The sequence below is a fragment of the Gemmatimonadaceae bacterium genome (genome assembly GCA_037721215.1).
Taxonomy (GTDB): domain Bacteria; phylum Gemmatimonadota; class Gemmatimonadetes; order Gemmatimonadales; family Gemmatimonadaceae; genus UBA4720.
This window is the reverse complement of sequence record JBBJNV010000026.1, coordinates 14,694-33,830: the sequence shown is the minus strand read 5'-3', so window position 1 is coordinate 33,830 and position 19,137 is coordinate 14,694. Positions and strand designations below refer to the sequence as shown.

10 protein-coding genes are annotated in these 19,137 nt (G+C 60.7%); 9 read left to right on the top strand and 1 reads right to left on the bottom strand.

Annotated elements, in window-relative coordinates; all coding sequences use genetic code 11:
* Positions 1-350: 350 nt before the first annotated feature.
* Positions 351-3,416, bottom strand: coding sequence for a protein kinase (locus WKF55_13895; GenBank protein ID MEJ7760672.1), 3,066 nt, complete (start codon positions 3,414-3,416; stop codon positions 351-353).
* Positions 3,417-3,583: 167 nt separating this feature from the next.
* Between WKF55_13895 and WKF55_13890 the strand changes: the two genes are divergently transcribed.
* From WKF55_13890 to WKF55_13850, 9 genes are all read left to right on the top strand, one after another.
* Positions 3,584-6,310, top strand: a complete 2,727-nt coding sequence (locus WKF55_13890) for a DUF5916 domain-containing protein (GenBank protein MEJ7760671.1) — start codon at positions 3,584-3,586, stop codon at positions 6,308-6,310.
* A 574-nt stretch (positions 6,311-6,884) separates the two neighbouring features.
* Positions 6,885-9,014 carry a TonB-dependent receptor gene (locus WKF55_13885; protein ID MEJ7760670.1) on the top strand — a complete coding sequence of 710 codons (2,130 nt, stop codon included), beginning with the start codon at positions 6,885-6,887 and terminating at the stop codon, positions 9,012-9,014.
* 211 nt (positions 9,015-9,225) lie between these two features.
* On the top strand, positions 9,226-10,032 hold the full coding sequence (locus WKF55_13880) for a transglycosylase SLT domain-containing protein (protein MEJ7760669.1): 807 nt from the start codon (positions 9,226-9,228) through the stop codon (positions 10,030-10,032).
* A 543-nt stretch (positions 10,033-10,575) separates the two neighbouring features.
* Positions 10,576-11,955: a TolC family protein gene (locus WKF55_13875; protein ID MEJ7760668.1), complete on the top strand. Its 1,380-nt coding sequence runs from the start codon at positions 10,576-10,578 to the stop codon at positions 11,953-11,955.
* Positions 11,952-13,304, top strand: a complete 1,353-nt coding sequence (locus WKF55_13870) for an efflux RND transporter periplasmic adaptor subunit (protein MEJ7760667.1) — start codon at positions 11,952-11,954, stop codon at positions 13,302-13,304. The genes WKF55_13875 and WKF55_13870 overlap by 4 nt, the downstream gene beginning before the upstream one ends.
* A 6-nt stretch (positions 13,305-13,310) precedes the next feature.
* The gene (locus tag WKF55_13865; GenBank protein MEJ7760666.1) at positions 13,311-16,463 is read left to right on the top strand and encodes a CusA/CzcA family heavy metal efflux RND transporter; all 3,153 of its coding nucleotides are present in this window, start codon (positions 13,311-13,313) and stop codon (positions 16,461-16,463) included.
* Between the two features lie 266 nt (positions 16,464-16,729).
* Positions 16,730-17,308, top strand: a complete 579-nt coding sequence (locus WKF55_13860) for a VTT domain-containing protein (GenBank protein ID MEJ7760665.1) — start codon at positions 16,730-16,732, stop codon at positions 17,306-17,308.
* Positions 17,309-17,593: 285 nt separating this feature from the next.
* Positions 17,594-18,061: a BlaI/MecI/CopY family transcriptional regulator gene (locus WKF55_13855; protein ID MEJ7760664.1), complete on the top strand. Its 468-nt coding sequence runs from the start codon at positions 17,594-17,596 to the stop codon at positions 18,059-18,061.
* Positions 18,058-19,083, top strand: coding sequence for a M56 family metallopeptidase (locus tag WKF55_13850; GenBank protein ID MEJ7760663.1), 1,026 nt, complete (start codon positions 18,058-18,060; stop codon positions 19,081-19,083). The genes WKF55_13855 and WKF55_13850 overlap by 4 nt, the downstream gene beginning before the upstream one ends.
* The last annotated feature ends 54 nt before the right edge of the window (positions 19,084-19,137 follow it).

Below are 19,137 nucleotides of genomic sequence, written 5' to 3'. Positions count from 1 at the left end.
CCGCTCTCCGCCCCGATGATGCGACAGCCGCTGGCAGGCAGCTGTTCTCAGGTGCCGCCACCTTTTGGCGGCGGGGGAGCCGGCGCATCCATCCCGGCCTGTAGAGGAGGGGGGCCCTCGGATTCCGCGAAGCGTTTGTCACGTTTGGGCGGAGCAGGCTTTGTTCCCGGCGGTCGCGGGCGCGGCGGTGTCACGATATCGGCGGCGGCGCGCGAGCCCGACTTCCGGGTTCCGCCAGTCACAGCTCCCCCTGATTTGCGTGCCGAACCCGCGGGTTTCCTGGCCCCGCCCCCGGATGCGCCTTTCCTTCCTCCTTGTCCAGCCATGGCCGATCTCCTTGTTCAGGGTTTCTACCGAACCGCAACCGGCCGACCACTGCGAAGTGTGGCCAGACGGTTTCTGTAACGCGCTGCCGCTTCGTTGTCTCCGAGGGCCGAGGCAGCATCGGCCCTCACCGAAAGACTTGCGGGATAATATAGGATGTAGATTTGCGGCCACGCCGAGTCGAACACATCGGCAACATCGATCGCCTTCCTGTAGTCGCCTCGAGCGAGGAGGAGCTCGGCAAGCGCGATACGATCCGTACCGCGCGAAGTCGCGACATTCCAGCTCAGATCTGCGCTCGGAAGCTCCTCGCCGACGAGCTCAGTCAGCATTCGCAGTGCGTTCGCGCTATCGCCGCGAGCAAGGACTGCATGAGACGCCATCGATTTCGCGAGCAGCCGTTCGTGGATCTCGCCGCTCTTCGCCGCGCGCGCTTCGAGATTTCTCGCGATCGCCTCCGCGACGGAAACACGACCGGATCGCGCTTCCCAGACTCCGAGCTGCCATAATCGCAACGGGAACGGGCAACGCTCGTACGCGGCGCCAAACTTCATCGCGTCCTCCTCCGCTACCTGTCTCGCACGCTGCTGAAGGTCTGGATAATACGGTGCGTCAAGCAGATAGAGCGATGTCCCGCCCTGTCCGCGGGCAATCCATTCGTCGATGCGGCGTGTGGCTTCGTCCGTTCTTCCCTCCGCCAGCAGAATGCTCTGCAACCCGATGATCGAATTCCACCGCAACGCCTCGATCGCTTCATCATTGCCCTCGGCTCCCCGCAGCACCGCGTCGTACGCGAGCTTTGCACACGGCAGTTGCGCTCCGCCGCCTCTAAGCGCGTTGGCGGCGGCGAGCAGAGGGAAGGGTTTTTTTCGAACGGACGTGCTCCACTTCATGTTTGCCGGACCGTTCCTGACGCACGACTCCATCAACGTCAGTTGCTCCGCGTACAGCGAGTCAGGCCGCGCCGCGAGAAAGCGTCGCATCATCGGGGGCGTCTCCCTGAGATCGCCCTCGCGCAGCCGAATTTCGATCGAGTGGTAAAGGAGGTTCGGCGCTCCGGGGTCGAGCCGGCGCGCCGAGTCGAATGCGGACCTGGCAAGGCGATCGGGGCTGCCCCCGAATGGGAGCAGGTGCATGTACACTTCTCCAAGCTGCATCCATGCAGCCGACATTTCCGGGTCGGCAGACAATACGCGGTTGAGGTCCGCTATCGCGGAGTCGGCCCTGCCCAGCAGGAAAGATTCATAGGCGCGGGCGAAATGCACATAGCGCGGCGACATCCGCTGCCGGAGCGCAGTGGCAATAAGCGACTGCGCTTCGATCAGGCGATGGTTTCCTGCTGCGGCCTGCGCTCCGCGAATCGCGGCGAGTGCAAAAGTCGAGTCGGCGTTTACCGCGTTCCGGAAATGCTCGAGTGCTTCACTGTGGCGAGTGCGCCGGAATGCAGCTTCACCCTGCAGAAAACTCGCGATTGCGCCCGGATCGCGATCGTTCCATTCAGCGATCGCTCCCGGAGCGCCACCTGGAATCACAGAGGGAAGCATCGCATTCAGTGCACGAAGTCCCGTTCGCCACGCGTCCACCGTCCTGCCCGAAGCTGTGCCTCGTGCGACCAGTGAATCTCCGGCGACATCATTCAGCTCGAGGATTACCTCGGCGGAATCGCCACGCGGCACGATGCGGCCGTTCATGTAGTATGCACACTTTTTCAACCGGGCGAGATCTCTCGCTTCGTCGACCGACAATGTCCGGATGTCCTGTCTCCGGCTCGGGGCCAGGAGTGGCCAGGCATCGATGAGCTTGAGTGGTCCACTTTGGTCGAGAGCGCTGCCGATCATCGTAGCCACATCCTCGCCGATGCTTCTTGAACCCTTGAAATCGGTTGCAACGACGAGCGGGTAGACCATGACGCGATTGTCATCCAGGACAACATCGCCGTTTCTGCCGAACTGCCATGCGAGCGCCCCGACAGTGATCACTGCGGCGGCAGCGAGCCCGGCAATGCGGAATCGCGATCGCGGTAGCCGCGCGGCCCTGCCAACGGCGGTGGATCCAGGGTCGCTGCTACTCGGCGTTCTGGGGTCGATGCCGATCGCGGTACCGGATACGAGAGCACCGGAGGCTGACGCTGCAACGAGCGGAGTTGCAGCCGTCCGTTCCCCAGTGTCGACATCTCTGATTGTGTTTCGGAACTCACGTGCGTCGCGGAATCGATCGGCCGGTGCCTTGGCCATCGCTTTCATTATCAATGCTTCGACAGTCGCGCTGACCGATGGTCGGATTGTCCTGATACTCGGTGGCGTGTCGACCCAATGACGCGCCATGAGCGCTTGCGGGGTGGCCGCAGCGAACGGCGGATGGCCAGCCAGCATTTCGTACAGCACACAGCCGAGCGCGTAGATATCGCTGCGTCCGTCCACTTTACCTGCCGCGGCCTGCTCGGGACTCATGTAGGCTACGGTGCCGAGCGCGATGCCTGTACCGGTCAGTTCGCTATCGCTGGCCACAGCTTCCATCGCGCGAGCGATACCGAAATCAGCAAGAATCGCGTGGCCGTGAGCCAGGAGAATGTTGCCAGGCTTGATGTCCCGGTGCACGAAACCCTGGTCGTGTGCGCAAGAAAGCGCATCGGAGATTTCGCAGGCGATGTCGAGAGCGTCACCAACGGGGAGAGGCCCCTCCCGCAAGAGGCGCTCGCCGACGGTTTCGCCCTGGACATACGGCATTACATAATATGGGATCCCATTTATTTGCCCCGAGTCAAATACCGGGAGAATATTGGGATGCTGCAGACTCGCCGTCGTCCGGATTTCGCGCGTGAACCGCTCGGCGCTTACAGCGCTGAAGATATCGGCGCTGAGCACCTTGATTGCAACGCGGCCACCGTGCCGGTTGTCACGGGCAAGATAAACCGCCGCCATCCCGCCGCGACCGATTTCACGCTCGATCGCATAGCGGCCGTCAATGACGCCTGCGAGGCCCGCTGGAGTCCTGGACACTGCCTTCTCCCGACAGGCGAATGGAATGCCAACATACCTGTCGGCGCCGTCGTTGGCCAGAGTTGCAGTCGTGCATGCGCGCCGATTGGCCATACGCCTTACACGATTCTGACAATAACCGTTACGAAACCGAACAAGTTTTGCCCCCGTAATTGGTTATCGATCAATGCAAACCCTTACGCGGGTTCCTGCATCTAATCTGCACGCTGGGAAAGCCAGGCCTTCGGGCAATTCAGACCACCATCACCACCACCTTCAGCATGCAAATCCCTTGTGTCGTCAGACAATCCGTCAGGATCACCGCGGTGTCGCTGGTTGTTCTGGCTAGTTTCATCGGCGGAACGGCTGCCGCTCAAGGGCGCAGCGGCGGCGCCCACAGCACGCCCGCGCCGGTTGCCAACGCGGCACGGCTCAATGCCGCGGTCACGATGGACGGCAGGCTCGACGAGGAAGTCTGGCGTACTGCGCAGCCGATCACCGAATTCCGGCAGTCACAGCCGGATGAGGGTAAGCCCGGCACACAGCGCACCGAGGTGCGGTTCGCTTACGATGACGAGGCCGTTTACGTTGCCGCTAGAATGTTCGACAGCCTCGGTGCCAGGGGCGTAAAAACACGACTACTCCGGCGCGACGCCCTGAGCGAGACCGACAGCGACCTGCTGAACATTGTGTTCGACAGCTACCACGACCATAGCTCGCGATTCAATTTTTCTGTGAATCCATCCGGATCGAAGCGCGACGGAACTGGTGACCCCTCATGGGATCCGGTCTGGGAAACAGCGACACGTATTGACTCACTTGGCTGGACTGCCGAGATGCGCATCCCGTACAATCAGCTCAATTTTTCACGCGCCACTGATCAGACGTGGGGAGTTCAGGTGATTCGTTTCACCCACCGTCTCAACGAGCGTACTCATTTTGCCTGGCATCCGAACAACGAGCCGGGCGGGCCGCAGCGGTATGGGCATCTCGAGGGCATAAAGATCACTGAGCGTCCCCGGGGTATGGAGCTCCTTCCTTATACTGTCGGCCGCGCGCGATACGTCCGTCCCACCGATGCATCGAATCCGTTTACGCAGGCAAGTGAAACGGATTATCGGGTTGGCGGTGACCTGAAATACCGGTTGACGTCGAATTTGACGCTGAATGCGACGTTCAACCCCGACTTCGGGCAGGTAGAGGTCGACCCGGCGGTCGTGAATCTGTCGGCGTTCGAGACGTTCTTTCAGGAGAAGCGGCCGTTTTTCATCGAGAACAGCAATGCCTTCGGCTTCGGCAATTTCAGCTGTTTTTTCTGTAGCAATGTCAGCAACCTGTCGCTGTTCTACACCAGGCGGATTGGACGATCGCCGCAGCTGTCACCCTCCGGGACATATGTCGATCAGCCCGAGAATGCGACGATTCTGGCTGCAGGCAAGGTTACCGGCAAAACGCAGAGCAACATTACGGTCGGCGTCCTCAACGCGGTAACCCGTCAGGAGAGGGCGAGCATCGTTGCGGTCAACCGGGTTACCGGCGCCCGCGACGAGTTCAGGGCCGAGGCCGAGCCGTTCACGAACTATTTCGTTGGGAGAGCGCGCAAGGAGTTCAAGGGCGGCGCGCATTCGTTTGGCGGAATCGTTACCTCGGTAGACAGGTTTACCGACGACTCGCTTGCGCAGGCACGGATTCCGGGCCACGCGCGCGGCGCGGGCATCGACTGGTTTAGCTCCTGGAAAAACCGTGCATACAGCTTCATGGGCCAATACGCGGTGTCCGACGTTCGCGGGTCAGCGCCTGCATTGCTGCGTCTTCAACGGTCGAGCGCGAGATACTTCCAGCGTCCCGACCGAGAGGCGGGCGGTAACGGCCTGTTCTCCGACGAGCTCGACCCCGCGGCGACGAGTCTTGCCGGATATGGGGGATATGCACGAGTCGCCAAGGAGGGAGGTTTGTGGAACTGGGAGCACATGGTGAATTACAGAAGCCCCGGTTTCGAGGTCAACGACATCGCGTTCATCACGAAAGCCGATTATTTCTACCACAATTCCAACATCGCACGCTCAGTCACGAAACCGGGCAGGATTTACCGCAGTTACTTCGCGGTGCTAGGCATGCAGCAGGAATTCAACTACGACGGTGACCTGACCGACCGCGAGTTCTCGTCCGGCCTTTTCGGACAGCTGAAGAATTTCTGGCAGCTGAACATGTTCCATATCCGCGCGCCGGAGGTTTACGATGACCGGTTAACTCGGGGGGGGCCGACGTTGCGCCGCCTTGGCTACCGGCACAGCCAGTTCTTTGTCGCGAGTGATGCGCGGAAGTCAGTGTCAGCGAGCTTCCAGTCGAGTTACACCAACCGTGATCAGAGTCTCGACAATTACAATATCAACGGCGGCATTACCTATAAGCCGACTGCCAACGTGCAGCTTTCTCTCGGGCCGTCGTTCTCGAAGTCCGCTAATCCGGCGCAGTTCGTCACGTCAGGGACAGATTCCACAGCGACCGATTTCGCCGGCCGCCGGTACATATTCGCCGAGTTGCACCAGAGGTCGGTGTCGCTCAACACCCGTGCAAACGTCACGTTCACACCGGGTCTCACGCTGGAGGTGTTCGCTCAGCCGCTGATTGCGAGTGGCGACTACGCGAGCTTCAATGAGTTTATTGCGCCCAGACAGTCGGCGCGCCGGACATTCACTCCTGGAACCCAGGTGACGTCGAGCATCGTGAACGGAGGAAAGCTCTATCGTATCGATGCGGATGGTACAGGGCCGGCGCAGGCCGTTTCATTCTTCGATCCGAACTTCAACTTTCGTGCGCTACGTGGAAATGCTGTGGTGCGCTGGGAATATCGCCCGGGTTCGACGCTTTTCTTTGTCTGGCAGCAGAACAGGTCTGACACCGACCCAATAGGAAACTTCAATTTTGCGAGAGACAGGGAGGCGCTGTTCTCGGCGCGGCCGGATAACATCTTTCTGGTGAAGGCGACATACTGGTTCGCGTTCTGACGCGTCGACTGCGGAGTGCGGACTGGTGCGGACCGAGGACAAAAAACGGGCGGACTGCGGACATACTGCGAACGCTGAATGCGGAGAACAACGACTGCAGCCTTCAGCTTGCAGGCTGTCAGATTTCTGTGTGTGAGATCTGATTGCTGATGGCTCGTGCCTCGAGATTGAAGCGTTCACCGAACAGCAGCGCGAAGTGTGTAATGGAAACGGACATGCCGCATAGTTAATGCGCGGCACGTCGCATGGTGCCATCGACTTCTGATTCTGCTGGCAGCCTTTGCAATCCTTCATATGGAACAGCGCCTAACCCCCGCTCCCGGCTGGCCTGTATGTCGCCAGCCCGCTCGACGCCCACGCCATGCCGGTACTGGCGCCGGCTGAGCCCAGTGCTCCAGCGTCACTGGCTCGCCTGTTGCAACATCGCTCTGAACCGATGGACATAGCGGTCTTCACGCTCGTGCCCTCAGGAATATGACATGATTCGACGCCGGTGTCCGGTCCTGGGAGATCCGGTCTCTTAACCGGGTCGTATATCGATTCGGCCTTTTCGCCCTCCAACTGAACCCGTCCAATGCCCCGTCCAATGCTGTGTCCGTTCGTCCGTATCGCACTTAGCGCGACCCCGCTTGCGGTAATTCTGCTGACATGCCTTCCCGCGGTTCTGTGCGCTCAGACAGTTCCTTCACAGCCGGTGCGATCGGACACGACCCGGGGCAGCCGGCTCGATACGGTCAAGATTACCGGGCGCATCGACGATCTCATCGGGGTTGCAGGCACCGCCTCCGAAGGCCGCGTTGGCGCCGCCGATCTGCGGTCACGTCCGATATCGCGCGAGGGAGAGCTGCTCGAAACCGTCCCCGGCGTAATTGTTACGCAGCATTCCGGCGAGGGAAAAGCGAATCAGTATTTCGTCCGCGGCTTCAACCTGGATCATGGCACCGACTTCCAGACGCGCATCGACGGAATGCCGCTTAACATGCCTACCCACGGGCATGGGCAGGGCTGGACCGATCTCAACTTTCTCATTCCGGAACTCGTCGAGTATCTCGATTACCGGCTCGGCGTTTATCACGCCTCGCTCGGCGACTTCGGCAGCGCTGGGGGCGCTGAGTTTCACCTGGCGCGCAGGTTGAACCGGCCGTTCGTCACCCTCGGCGGCGGCGAGAACGGGCTGGCGCGCTTCGTCGCTGGAGGCTCGACGCGGCTGAACGGTGGAGATCTACTCGGCGCCGCTGAGGCAAAATCATACAATGGACCGTGGGTAAGGGGCCAGGAAATCCGCAAGCTCAGCGGCATCTCAAGCTATTCGTTCGAGCGTGGTGCCTCCCGGTTCTCACTCCTCGCGATGGCTTACCGCAACAAGTGGAATTCGACGGACCAGATCCCGGATCGGTCCGTACAATCCGGACTCATCGACCGGCTCGGACAGATTGACTCGACCGATGGCGGAAATTCTCAGCGTTTTAGCTTGTCGGGATCATGGAACCGGGCCGGCCGGAACTCCGTTCAGGACGCGCAGCTGTTCGCGATCTACTCCGATCTCGACCTCTATTCGAACTTCACTTATTTCCTCGACGACCCCGTCAACGGCGATCAGTTCAACCAGCGTGACAAGCGTGTCATCGTTGGAGGAAACGCCAAGCGGGTACAGGCAGTGCAAGCCCTTGGCGTGGAGCACGCGCTGACATTGGGTGTGCAGACGCGTGCTGACTTCATCGACGGTCTCGGTCTCTATCGTACCAAAGCGCGCTCACGGCTGAGGACGGTGCGCGAGGACGATGTGACGGAATGGGGAACCGGCCTCTTTGCCGAAGCTGTCTCCAGATGGAGCCCGTGGTTCCGGAGCGTGCTCGGCGTGAGGGGCGACGGCTACATTTTCGACGTCGAGAGCGACCGGCCGGAAAATTCGGGAAACGAGCGCGCGGCGATCGTGAGCCCGAAGGCGTCGCTCGTGTTCGCCCCTTCGCGTGATACGGAATTCTATCTTAGCGGCGGGTTCGGCTTTCACAGTAATGACGCGCGCGGCACTACGATCACCATCGACCCAGCCACTGACGAGCCGGCCGAGCCGGCCGAGCGGGTCGATCCGCTCGTGCGCTCGCGCGGGGGTGAGATCGGCGTTCGGGCCAGCCCGGTAACTGGCCTGCGGTCGACGTTGACGCTTTGGGCTCTCGACCTCGATAGCGAGCTGCTGTTCGTTGGCGATGCGGGCGCGACTGAAGCATCGGGTACCAGCAAGCGACGCGGGGTCACGTGGGCCAATTTCTACCGCCCAATCCCGTCCCTCTCGCTGGACGCGGATGTGTCTTTCGCCCGCGCACGCTTCGCGGACGAGGCCGAGGGCGCTGACCGGATTCCCGGCGCCCTCGAAAACGTCTTTGCGGGCGGCGTCGCCTGGAGCCCCGAGTTCGGCGCGTTCGGTGCGCTGCGACTTCGTCATTTTGGCGAGTACCCGCTTATCGAAAGCAATGAAGTGCGTGCCGATGCTACCACACTTGTCAACGCCGACGCCGGCTACAATTTCAGGTCAGGGATTCGCCTTCAGGCGAGCCTGCTGAACGTGCTCGACTCGCGCGACTCTGACATTCAATATTTCTATGCGTCCCGCCTCCAGAACGAGCCGGCCGGCGGAATCGAAGACGTCCACTTCCACCCCGTCGAACCGCGACAGCTTCGCGTCTCGCTCGAATACCGATTCTGATCAGTCGGTGGGAACGAACCTCGCCGCCATCCCCGTTCTCAGAGCCGGAGAAGTGCTGGCCGATAACATCTTTCTGGTGAAGGCCACCTACTGGTTTGCATTTTAAGCGGTGACAAGTCGGTCTCAGCGGCGTCATCACTGAAACTGGCAACTTCAACTCGCGAAATGTCAAGCTGCAGAAACAATAGCATCATCTGTTAGTATAAGAGTCATGAAACGAGTCAGAGCGGCGCTCGCATACGGAGCGCTGACGGTTGTCGCGGTTGCGATCGTTGCGGGCCATTCCGGCTTTGACGCGCGCCGCGCGCCATCGACCCAGGGAATTGTGGCGCCGATCCGGATGCCCGCTGCCGTCGTGCGCGCAACCCCGCCTTCTGTGTCGGAACTGCTCGACATTATTCTCGGCGACCGCGGGACGGCAGGCTACCTCGCCACCGGCAAGGGAGCATCATTGCCGCTTGGCAGTGAAGAGGAACGTGTCGCAAGCGTACTTCGCCGCTACACCAAGGACACTCGCCGAGCAGATCGAATCGCAACCGCTCTCGTACGGGAGGGAAGGCGTCGCAACGTCGGGTCTACTCTCCTGGTTGGCGTTCTGCTCACCGAGAATCCCTGGCTCGACCCACGCGCGAAGAGCTTTGTTGGAGCGCGAGGTCTGATGCAGGTGATGCCGTTCCATGCCGGACAGTGGGGCTGTGCATCGAGCGATTTGTTCGACATCGAGTCCAACATGTGCCACGGCGTCGCGATTCTCGCTCAGAATATTCGTCAGGCGAAAACCTTACCCCAAGCGTTGCTGGGATACAACGGCTGCGTTCGGGGCACCAACACGCCCGACTGCTGGCGTTACCCGAGCAAGGTGTTTCGTCTTGCCCGGCTGGGTGCTGCTGCTGGCGGGACCCCGCCGGATCTGATGCCGTTCTCGGTTCGTTCACTTGGGCCGCGCAAGGTTCGCAACGGTGCTCCGCTGGTACGGCGCGGGAACATTTTGCTGCCGCGAGAGCTTCTTGTTGAGTAGTTTGAGTCGACGCTCGATCCGGTTTCCCCAAATCGCAGAGGGTTCGCAATAAGAATGACCCGCTCGCGCCTGACCAGTCTGCTTGTCGCCACGATTCTCGGCTTCCATTTACAAATGGGCGCCGCTGATCTTGCGTGTGAAGCAGGCATTATGAAGGGTTCGGCGGACGCGATGGCAGGCATGACGATGCCCGATGGTGGAGGCGCTCCAGTTGATGCGGAGCAAAAAGAGACGCCCTGCAAATCCCCCGTAACGGCAGCCGCGTGCAACCTGATGGCGCCCTGCGTAACCGGCGTTTTCGAAAGCGTGCGCGAGCGTGCTGTTTCTCCCGCGGTTCACTCCCTGCTACCGCAGCAGGTTGTAGTGCTGATCCCAACATCACGATCATTCCCGCCCGAGCCGCCCCCTCCTCGAGCGTAAGTCCGGACAAAACTCAATCGTAGTCGCAGGCATTCTCCACCCCGGAGAATGTCTCTCGCGGCGAGCGCTTTTAAGGACAATTCGTTGTCCTCAAGGCGCGTGGTCCTGGACTGGAACAACTCGATGATTTTCACTAATGAAGCAGCCGGCGCGCGCGCGGGCGGCCGGATTTCACGTAGCCGAAGCGGCATGACGGGCTTTGGGTTGCTGGCGCTGATGTCGGTAACGGCGCCCGTAACGGCAACCGCTCAAAGCCCCGGCCTCGACTCGTTGATTTCCGAGGCACTCTTGAGAAATCCTGCAGTGCATGCAGCCGCAGCCCGGGTGAGGGCAGCGCACGCGCGTATCGGCCCCGCGGGCGCACGCCCCGATCCGATGCTCATGGCAGGGATACTCAATCTTCCCTACAAACAACCCGGTTATTACGACGACTTCACGATGAACATTCTGCGGCTCACGCAGACGGTCCCCTGGCCCGGCAAGCTGTCGCTCGCTGAACAGGTGGTGCGGAATGAAGTGTCCGCAACTTCGGCCAGCCTCGCTCAAACGCGACTCGAGGCCATCGCGGACGTGAAGACCGCTTACTATGAGCTCGCATTTGTGCGGAGCGCTCGCCAGATCGTCGAGCAGAACCAGAAAGTGCTTGGCGGACTCATCAGTGTCTCTGAGGCGCGGTACGGAGTCGGCACCGCTTCGCTGGCGGATGTGCTCCGTGCTCGTGTAGACGCTGCCCACCTGGGTGACGCCGCCGCTTCTCTCGCTGCAGAGGAGCGAGCGGCACTTGCCCGGCTGAACGCAGTGCTCAACCGTCCCAGCATCATGCCGGTGCCATCTGCCACGATTCCAAACCGGATCGCACGCCTTGCGATCGCCGAATCTGCATCCCGTGTTCGATTCACTTCGCCCGCGCTTGGCTCATCGGCGGCAGATTCCCCGATTCTGCCACTGGACTCTCTCGTGGCGCTCGCCGAGCGGAACAGTCCGATGCTTCGGTCGCATGAGGCGGAAATTGCTGCTCAGGAGCGTCGGCTGGCGCTTGCGCGCAAGGCTCATCTTCCCGATTTCGACGTTGCACTGGAGTACGATCATCGCCCGCGGTTTCCGGATTACGTGTCTCTTTTCGTGTCGATTCCGCTCCGCCTGCAGCGCGGCCGAAAGCAGAACCAGGAGGTGCTCGGAACACGTGCGGAGCTGGAGGCGGCGCAGTCCGGTCATTTATCGGCGGTCGATTCAGTTCGGCGGCGCGTGGCAACCCTGGCGAGTGACGTTGACCGCGAGCGAACCCAGCTTGCCCTTTCACTAAAAGCAGTTCTGCCACAGGCACGTGCGACCCTGGCATCGGCACTGGCGAGCTACCAGACAGGCAAGGTCGATTTTGCATCGGTTGTGGACGCGCAGGCATCGGTGTTCAAGTACGAGACTGCATACTTTCGCGATCTGACGGATTTTGCGGTAAGCCTTGCGGAACTCGAGCGCGTTGTCGGCGCGGAGGTGCTCCGATGAACTACCGATCGCGCAAATTCGTGCTGGGTGGAGCGCTGCTCGGTGCCGTTTTCGTCATCGGCGCCGCGTATGCCCTCGCGAGACGGGGCTCGTCAACCGCGAGCCGGCCGAGCGGTGCCGACTCGACGCCGGCGGGTGAGAATATGAAAGGCATGGCCGGCATGGAAGGAATGTCGATGTCGTCGGATGGGTCCGCTCACCTCACCGCCGATCAGATCCGCCAGTTCGGCGTGACTTTCGGCACCGCCGAGGTGCGGCCACTGACGATGGAGATACGCACCACGGGCGTAGTGACCTTCGACGAAACTCGAATTGCCAAAGTAACCCCGAAATTCGGTGGCTTCGTGGAGCGGCTGCACGTCGAGACCACGGGTCAGCTCATTGGGCGCGGCCAGCCGCTCGCCGAGATCTATTCGCCGGAGCTCGTCTCGGCTCAGCAGGATCTTCTTGTCGCCATTAACCTCGACCGGACGATTGGTCAGAGCGTCGTGCCGGGCGTGCCAGCCAGCTCCATGAATCTGCTGGCTGCCGCGAAGCGACGGCTCCAATTGTGGGATATCTCGGACGCGCAGATCCAGCGCGTCATGCGCACCGGACGAGTACAGCGGACACTGACGCTTTACTCTCCCGCAAAAGGCATCGTGGTCGAGAAAAAAGTGGTGCAGGGTCAGGCAATAACGCCCGGGATGGATCTCTATACCATAGCTGACCTGTCAGAAGTGTGGGTAGACCTTCAACTGCGTGGCGGCGATGCAGCAACGGTGCGAACGGGCTCCGGCGCCGACATCGTGCTGTCAGGGATTCCCGGCAGAAGTTACAAGGGACGCGTCGCTTACGTGTACCCGACACTCGATTCGGCATCGCGCGCGATACGAGCGCGCGTTGTCGTATCCAACAGCGACGGCATCATCAAACCAGGCATGTACGCGACCGCCCGGATTACGACGCCGACGCGTTCGGTATTGACTGTTCCGGGCTCTGCTGTGCTCCGCACCGGCGAACGCGACGTCGTATTCGTCGACATGGGTGGTGGACGTCTGATGCCACACGTTGTGCGAGTGGGGCAAACTGCCGGAGAGTACATCGAGATCCTGGGCGGTGTCGACGCCGGCCAGAGAGTGGTAACGTCGGCGCAGTTCCTACTCGATTCCGAGGCGAACCTTGGCGAGATCATGAAATCCATGATCGGCATGGGCTCGAGCGGTGGCACGCGGGGAATGGAAAACATGCCGGGCATGTCAAAGCAAACCGAGCCGATGTCCGACATGAACGACAAGGGTGCCGACGTGCGTGGAATGAAGGACATGCCGGGGATGAAAATGCCGGGCAGCGCTCCCACGCAGAGGTAGCCAGTCATGCTCAAACGCATCATCGACTGGTCAGTCTCTCACAGGCTTCTCGTACTACTCGGCACTGCGGCGATAACGGTTGCCGGGATCTGGGCGATGTTCACCACACCGGTGGACGCAATTCCCGATCTTTCCGACGCACAGGTGATCGTGATGACGGAGTGGCCGGGCCAGCCGCCTCAAACGGTCGAAGATCAGGTGACGTATCCCCTCTCGACCGAAATGCTCAAGGTCCCCAACACGAAATTTGTGAGGGGCATGAGCCAGTTCGGCCTGTCGGCGATCTACATCGTGTTCGAAGACGGCACCGATTTGTACTGGGCACGATCGCGCGTTCTGGAATATCTGAACGGTGTTCGCGCGAAGCTTCCGCAGGGCGCGGAAACGATGATGGGGCCCGACGCCACGGGCGTAGGCTGGGTGATGCAATACATCGTGGCGGACACAACTGGCCGACTCAACCTCGCACAACTGCGCGGTTTGCAGGACTTCACGATTCGCCCCGCTCTCACCTCGGTGCCTGGCGTGGCCGAGATCGCATCGTTCGGCGGTTTCGAGAAGCAGTATCAGATCGAGGTGGATCCGGCGAAGCTGCTCGCCTTTGGCATTCCCCTCACGCAGGTAACGGCGGCCGTTGAGGGCTCAAACGAGGATGTCGGGGGTCGGGTGCTGGAGATGAGCGGCTCCGAGTATGTCGTACGTGGACGAGGCCGTTTTCAGAGCCTGGATGATATCCGCAATGTTGCTCTGGAAACTGGGCCGGGTGGCGTGCCGGTTACCGTCGGTGATGTGGCCAACGTACAGATCGGGCCGGAGATCCGGCGGGGCATTGCCGAGCTGAATGGGAAAGGGGAGGTCGTCACAGGGTGGGTGGTGATGCGATATGGCGAAAACCCGCTCGCCGTTATCGAAGGGGTTAAGGCAAAGATGGCTGACCTCGAGCGATCGCTGCCTCGTGGAGTCGTCTTCGTCGAGGGCTACGACCGCTCGGGTCTGATTGAAAAGGCAATCGATACGCTCAGGAGCAAGCTCATTGAAGAATCCGTCATCGTTGCCATCGTGACGGTGGTATTTCTGCTGCACGCATCGAGCGCTCTCGTCGCGATACTCACGCTGCCACTCGGCATTCTGATGGCGTTGCTGGCGATGCGGCTGCTCGGACTGGACGCCAACATCATGAGCCTCGGCGGCATTGCAATCGCCATCGGCGCGATGATCGACGCCGCTATCGTGATGGTGGAGAACCTGCACAAGCACATGGAGCGAAACGAGGCGGAGGAAAGCCCTCGCAAACATTGGGATCTGGTGGCCTACGCATCGAAGGAGGTTGGCCCGGCGTTGTTCGTTTCGCTCCTTATCATCACGATATCGTTCCTGCCCGTATTCGCTCTCGAAGCGCAGGAGGGCCGATTGTTCAAACCACTCGCATGGACCAAGACACTTGCGATGGCATCGGCAGCGCTGCTCTCGATCACACTCGTACCAGTGATGATGGGATTGTTCATCCGGAAAGGCGTGAAGCCGGAGGCAGCAAATCCGGTCAATCGTCTTCTGATCCGCATGTACCGCCCGGTCATAGAACTCGTATTGAGGCACCGGTGGCCAACGATCATCTCCGCATTGGTGGTGATGGTGGTGACATTCATTCCCTGGTCGAGACTTGGCAGCGAGTTCATGCCGCCGTTGAACGAGGGATCGATCATGGATATGCCATCACTGTTCCCCGGCGTGGGCACGGCTGAGGCAAAAAAGATTCTGCAGCAACGCGACGCTCAACTAGCGAGCATTCACGAAGTTCAGACCGTGATGGGAAAGATCGGTCGCGCAGAGTCGGCGACGGACATGGCGCCGATGTCGATGATCGAAACCATTGCGATACTGAAGGACAAAAAAGACTGGCGAGCGGGAGTGACGTACGATTCAATCGTCAGTGAAGCCAACAGCAAGGTGCGAACGCCCGGTGTGGGAAATATGTGGAGCATGCCGATCAAGAACCGGCTCGACATGCTTGCAACCGGAATCAAGACTCCGGTGGGTATTAAGATTTTTGGTCGCAGCCTCGATACGCTCGATGCGATCGGGAAAAAGATTGAAGGGATTCTGCCGGCCGTGCAGGGGACCAATACCGTTTTTTCCGAGCGCGCTGTGGGTGGCAAGTATCTCGATGTCACCATCGACCGTGCAGCCGCCGCCCGGTATGGAATGACGGCCGGAGATGTACAGATGGCACTCGCGACCGCGGTTGGGGGGATGGAAGCCGGGCAGGTAATTGAAGGCCGCGAGCGCTATTCGGTGATGGTGCGGTATCAGCGTGAGCTGCGCGACAACCCGGAGATGATAGCGGGCATTCTCGTCGCCGCTCCATCTGGCGCTCAGATACCACTCGGCGAGCTCGCGAAGATCGAGGTGCAACGAGGATCGACACTGATCAAATCGGAGGATGCGCTGCTCAACAATATTGTCTACGTCGATGTCCAGAACCGCGACGTGGGCAGTTATGTCGAGGAAGCCAGAGTGCTCCTCGGACAACGACTGGCGCTGCCGCCGGGATATCGCATCGAATGGTCGGGGCAGTTCGAGGCCATGGAACGGGCGGGCAAGAAGCTGAGAGTGATCGTTCCCATCACGCTCGCACTGATATTCATGCTGCTCTACTTCAATTTCCGGAGTGTCACCGAGAGCGCGATCGTGATGCTTTCGCTTCCGTTCTCCCTCGTGGGCGGCGTATGGCTGATGTGGCTGCTGGACTACAACATGAGTGTGGCGGTGGCGATCGGCTTCATTGCTCTCGCGGGGGTAGCAGCGGAGACCGGGGTGATCATGCTCATCTATCTTGACCAGGCATACCGGGAGCGGGGCGAGGCCGGTCTGCTGCGAAATCGGACCGACGTCGATGCGGCGGTCGAGCACGGTGCGGTCGAGCGCGTGCGCCCCAAGATGATGACGGTGATGGCGATCATGGCGGGGCTGGTGCCGATTTTGTGGAGTCAGGGAACGGGGGCGGATGTGATGAAGCGGATTGCGGCGCCGATGGTAGGTGGAATGGTCTCGAGTACGGTGCTGACGCTGGTGGTGATTCCAGCGATTTACTCGTTGTGGAAGGAGCGGAGCCTTGCGGCAAAAAACTCCATTGCCATTGACGGGCTTTACGGTGTATAAAATGCCAGTTACGGTTAGATAGCGATTTGTGCACCCCGAATTCAGGCGCCGGCTTGACGGTTCGTAGGCGCGACGCCACTCTGGGCCACACCCCCGGCGGCCAAACCGGTCGCGAAGCCCGCGGCGAATCTGCGACCTTCGAGGTTGGTGTCGCTGCGTTGTTCTGCTGATTACCGCGGTCCCCGCCGGCAATGGAAATGGCTGATGTGACAGCCTCTCCATCAACCAATCGTTCGGCACAGTTGCCGCAACCAATCCTGGTTTAATTGACAACGAGCGCTGAGCCCGAAACGAGGCTCGTCCGCCTCGCCGCGGGCCGTTGGGGCCTGCTCATACTGATGGTGTTCGCTCTTCTCGAGGCCACGATATTGCCCGCGCCGACGGAAGCGCTGCTCATTGCGATGATCCTTGCCAGCCCTCGCCGGGCGTGGTTGCTGGCGGGCTTAGCCACGGCCGCATCGGTCGTCGGAGGCCTGTTCGGCTACTGGCTCGGCTCGGCTTTCTACGCGACGCTCGTGGAGCCGATGTTTGACTCCTATGGATTGCTATCGCGTATCGAGTTCGTACAGCGCGTATATCTCCGGAACTACATGCTTGCGCTGCTGACATCCGGTTACACCCCGGTTCCCTACATGCTCTACACGGCAATGGCCGGGGCCTCCGGTCTTCCGCTTCCTGGATTTATCGTGGGTTCGCTAGTCGGACGGGCGCTGAAATATCTGCCTATCGCGCTCCTTGCGCGCTTTTTTGGCCCTTCCGTGCGACAGATTCTTGGCCGATACGGCTGGATCCCCGTTGCAATTGTGCTGGGTGCTGGAACGCTGCTCTATTTTCTCACGAGGTGACTTCGCTCCAGCACGTTTATCACGCGTGCAGAGAAGTCGCATCGCAGGAACTCCATCGCCCGCAGCCGCATCACGAGAGAATGATACGGAGGCGGGCGTCGCAACGTGAGGTGTGCCTTTACGCAGCATAAAGCTCTCTTTTGCGCAGCATAAAATGCAGTCAGGCGTGGTGACCCGTCAATAGTCGGGAAGGAGAAACGGGATTACCATTAACGGGCTTTACGGTGTATAAAAGTCGAGCTACGCTTAGATAGCGATTTGTGCACCCCGAATTCAGGAGCCGGCTTGACGGTTCGTAGGCGCGATGCCACCCCGGGCCACACCCCCGGGCTGCAGGACACAGTGAGACTTTCGGCAAAAGGCCTCGCCAAGGTACTCGGCGACCTCGAAGCCCGTGTCTTGCGCGCGGTGTGGGAGCTCGATTGCCCGTCGACGTCCCGTGAAGTCCACACCCGCGTGTTTCGCCATCACAAGGTCGAGCTGCTGACGGTGATTACAGTACTGAACAAACTGGTGAACAAGGGAATTCTCAGCCGGGCGAAACAGGACGATCTGCTTCACTACTCGGCGCGCTTCGCTGAGGACGAGTTCATGGCGATGGCATCCAGGAGAGTCGTCGAAGGTATTCTGTCGCTTGGCGCCGAGGCTGTGTCTGCGTCGCTGGTGGATGTGCTGGCCGAGCGGGATCCGGAGCAGCTCGCCGAGTTGGGACGCCTCGTCAGGCGCAGGCTGAAAGCGGAGGGGAAGCTGTGATTCCCGAGGGAGCAGGCTATCGCTCGGCGCGGCTCGCCATGCGGGAGCGGTCCCATCGACGCACTACAGTTCTGGCAATCGCCGCCCTCATCCTGCTGAGCACCCTGCCGGTGTTTGGACATCATCTGCCGCTCGCCAGCACGGAGATTCTTGCGAGCATGCAGCATCTCGGCGCCTTTTGCATGACGGCGTTAAGGCATGTTCTGGCACCAGTACACTGGTCGGTCCATCTGGCTCTTGGGGCCGGCGCGGCCTACGCAACGTGGGACAGGTGGCGCGCGTCGTCGCGGCTCAGCGCCGCGATGACGCCGCTGGATTCTGCAATGCCAATCCCGGGCAGTCCTGTCTGGCGGGCAGCGATCGCCGCGGGGCTGAACCCGCGCCTCGTTCGGATTGTTCACGGGCTCCCTAACCCCGCGTTTACCGCTGGAATGGTCCGCCCGCGAGTTTACGTAGCGGAGGATCTTCCGCTTCGTCTTACGGCAGGTGAGTTGGAGTGCGTGCTCTCGCACGAGGCGGCGCATGTGTCACGGCGCGATCCTTTGAGGCTGTCGATTTACCGGTTTCTCGGCTACACCTTCTTCTGGATTCCGGCGTTGCGTCGCCTTGCGGAGGACATGGGTGACGAAGCGGAAATAGTTGCGGACGATCGCGCGGCAGCGGGGCGTCCACTCGTCCTTGCATCGGCAATCCTGCGCCTGGCGGAGTCGCCGCCAACCCGCTGTGCCAAGGGGACGACAGGTTTCTGCAACTCGGACCTTCTCGATAGGAGGATCCGCCGTCTGGCGGGCGAGGAGGCTGCGGTGACGACACATGTGACTCGACTATCGGTAGCGTGGGCCGGAACGGCGCTGGCGCTGGTTCTTCTTTCGGGCGCGGTTGCCGGCGGACCGGGTAAATCGCCATTCGCGTTGACGTCCGCCGAGCATTGCGAGCATGGCGGAGATTCGCCGCTGTCTCACTTGTTTTGCGGCGGGTGTTTGTTGTCGAATCCGTCAGATCACTGCCGCCACGCGATGTGAAACATCCGGCACCAATCAGTGTATGTTACGTGCACACATTTTATGCACAATAAA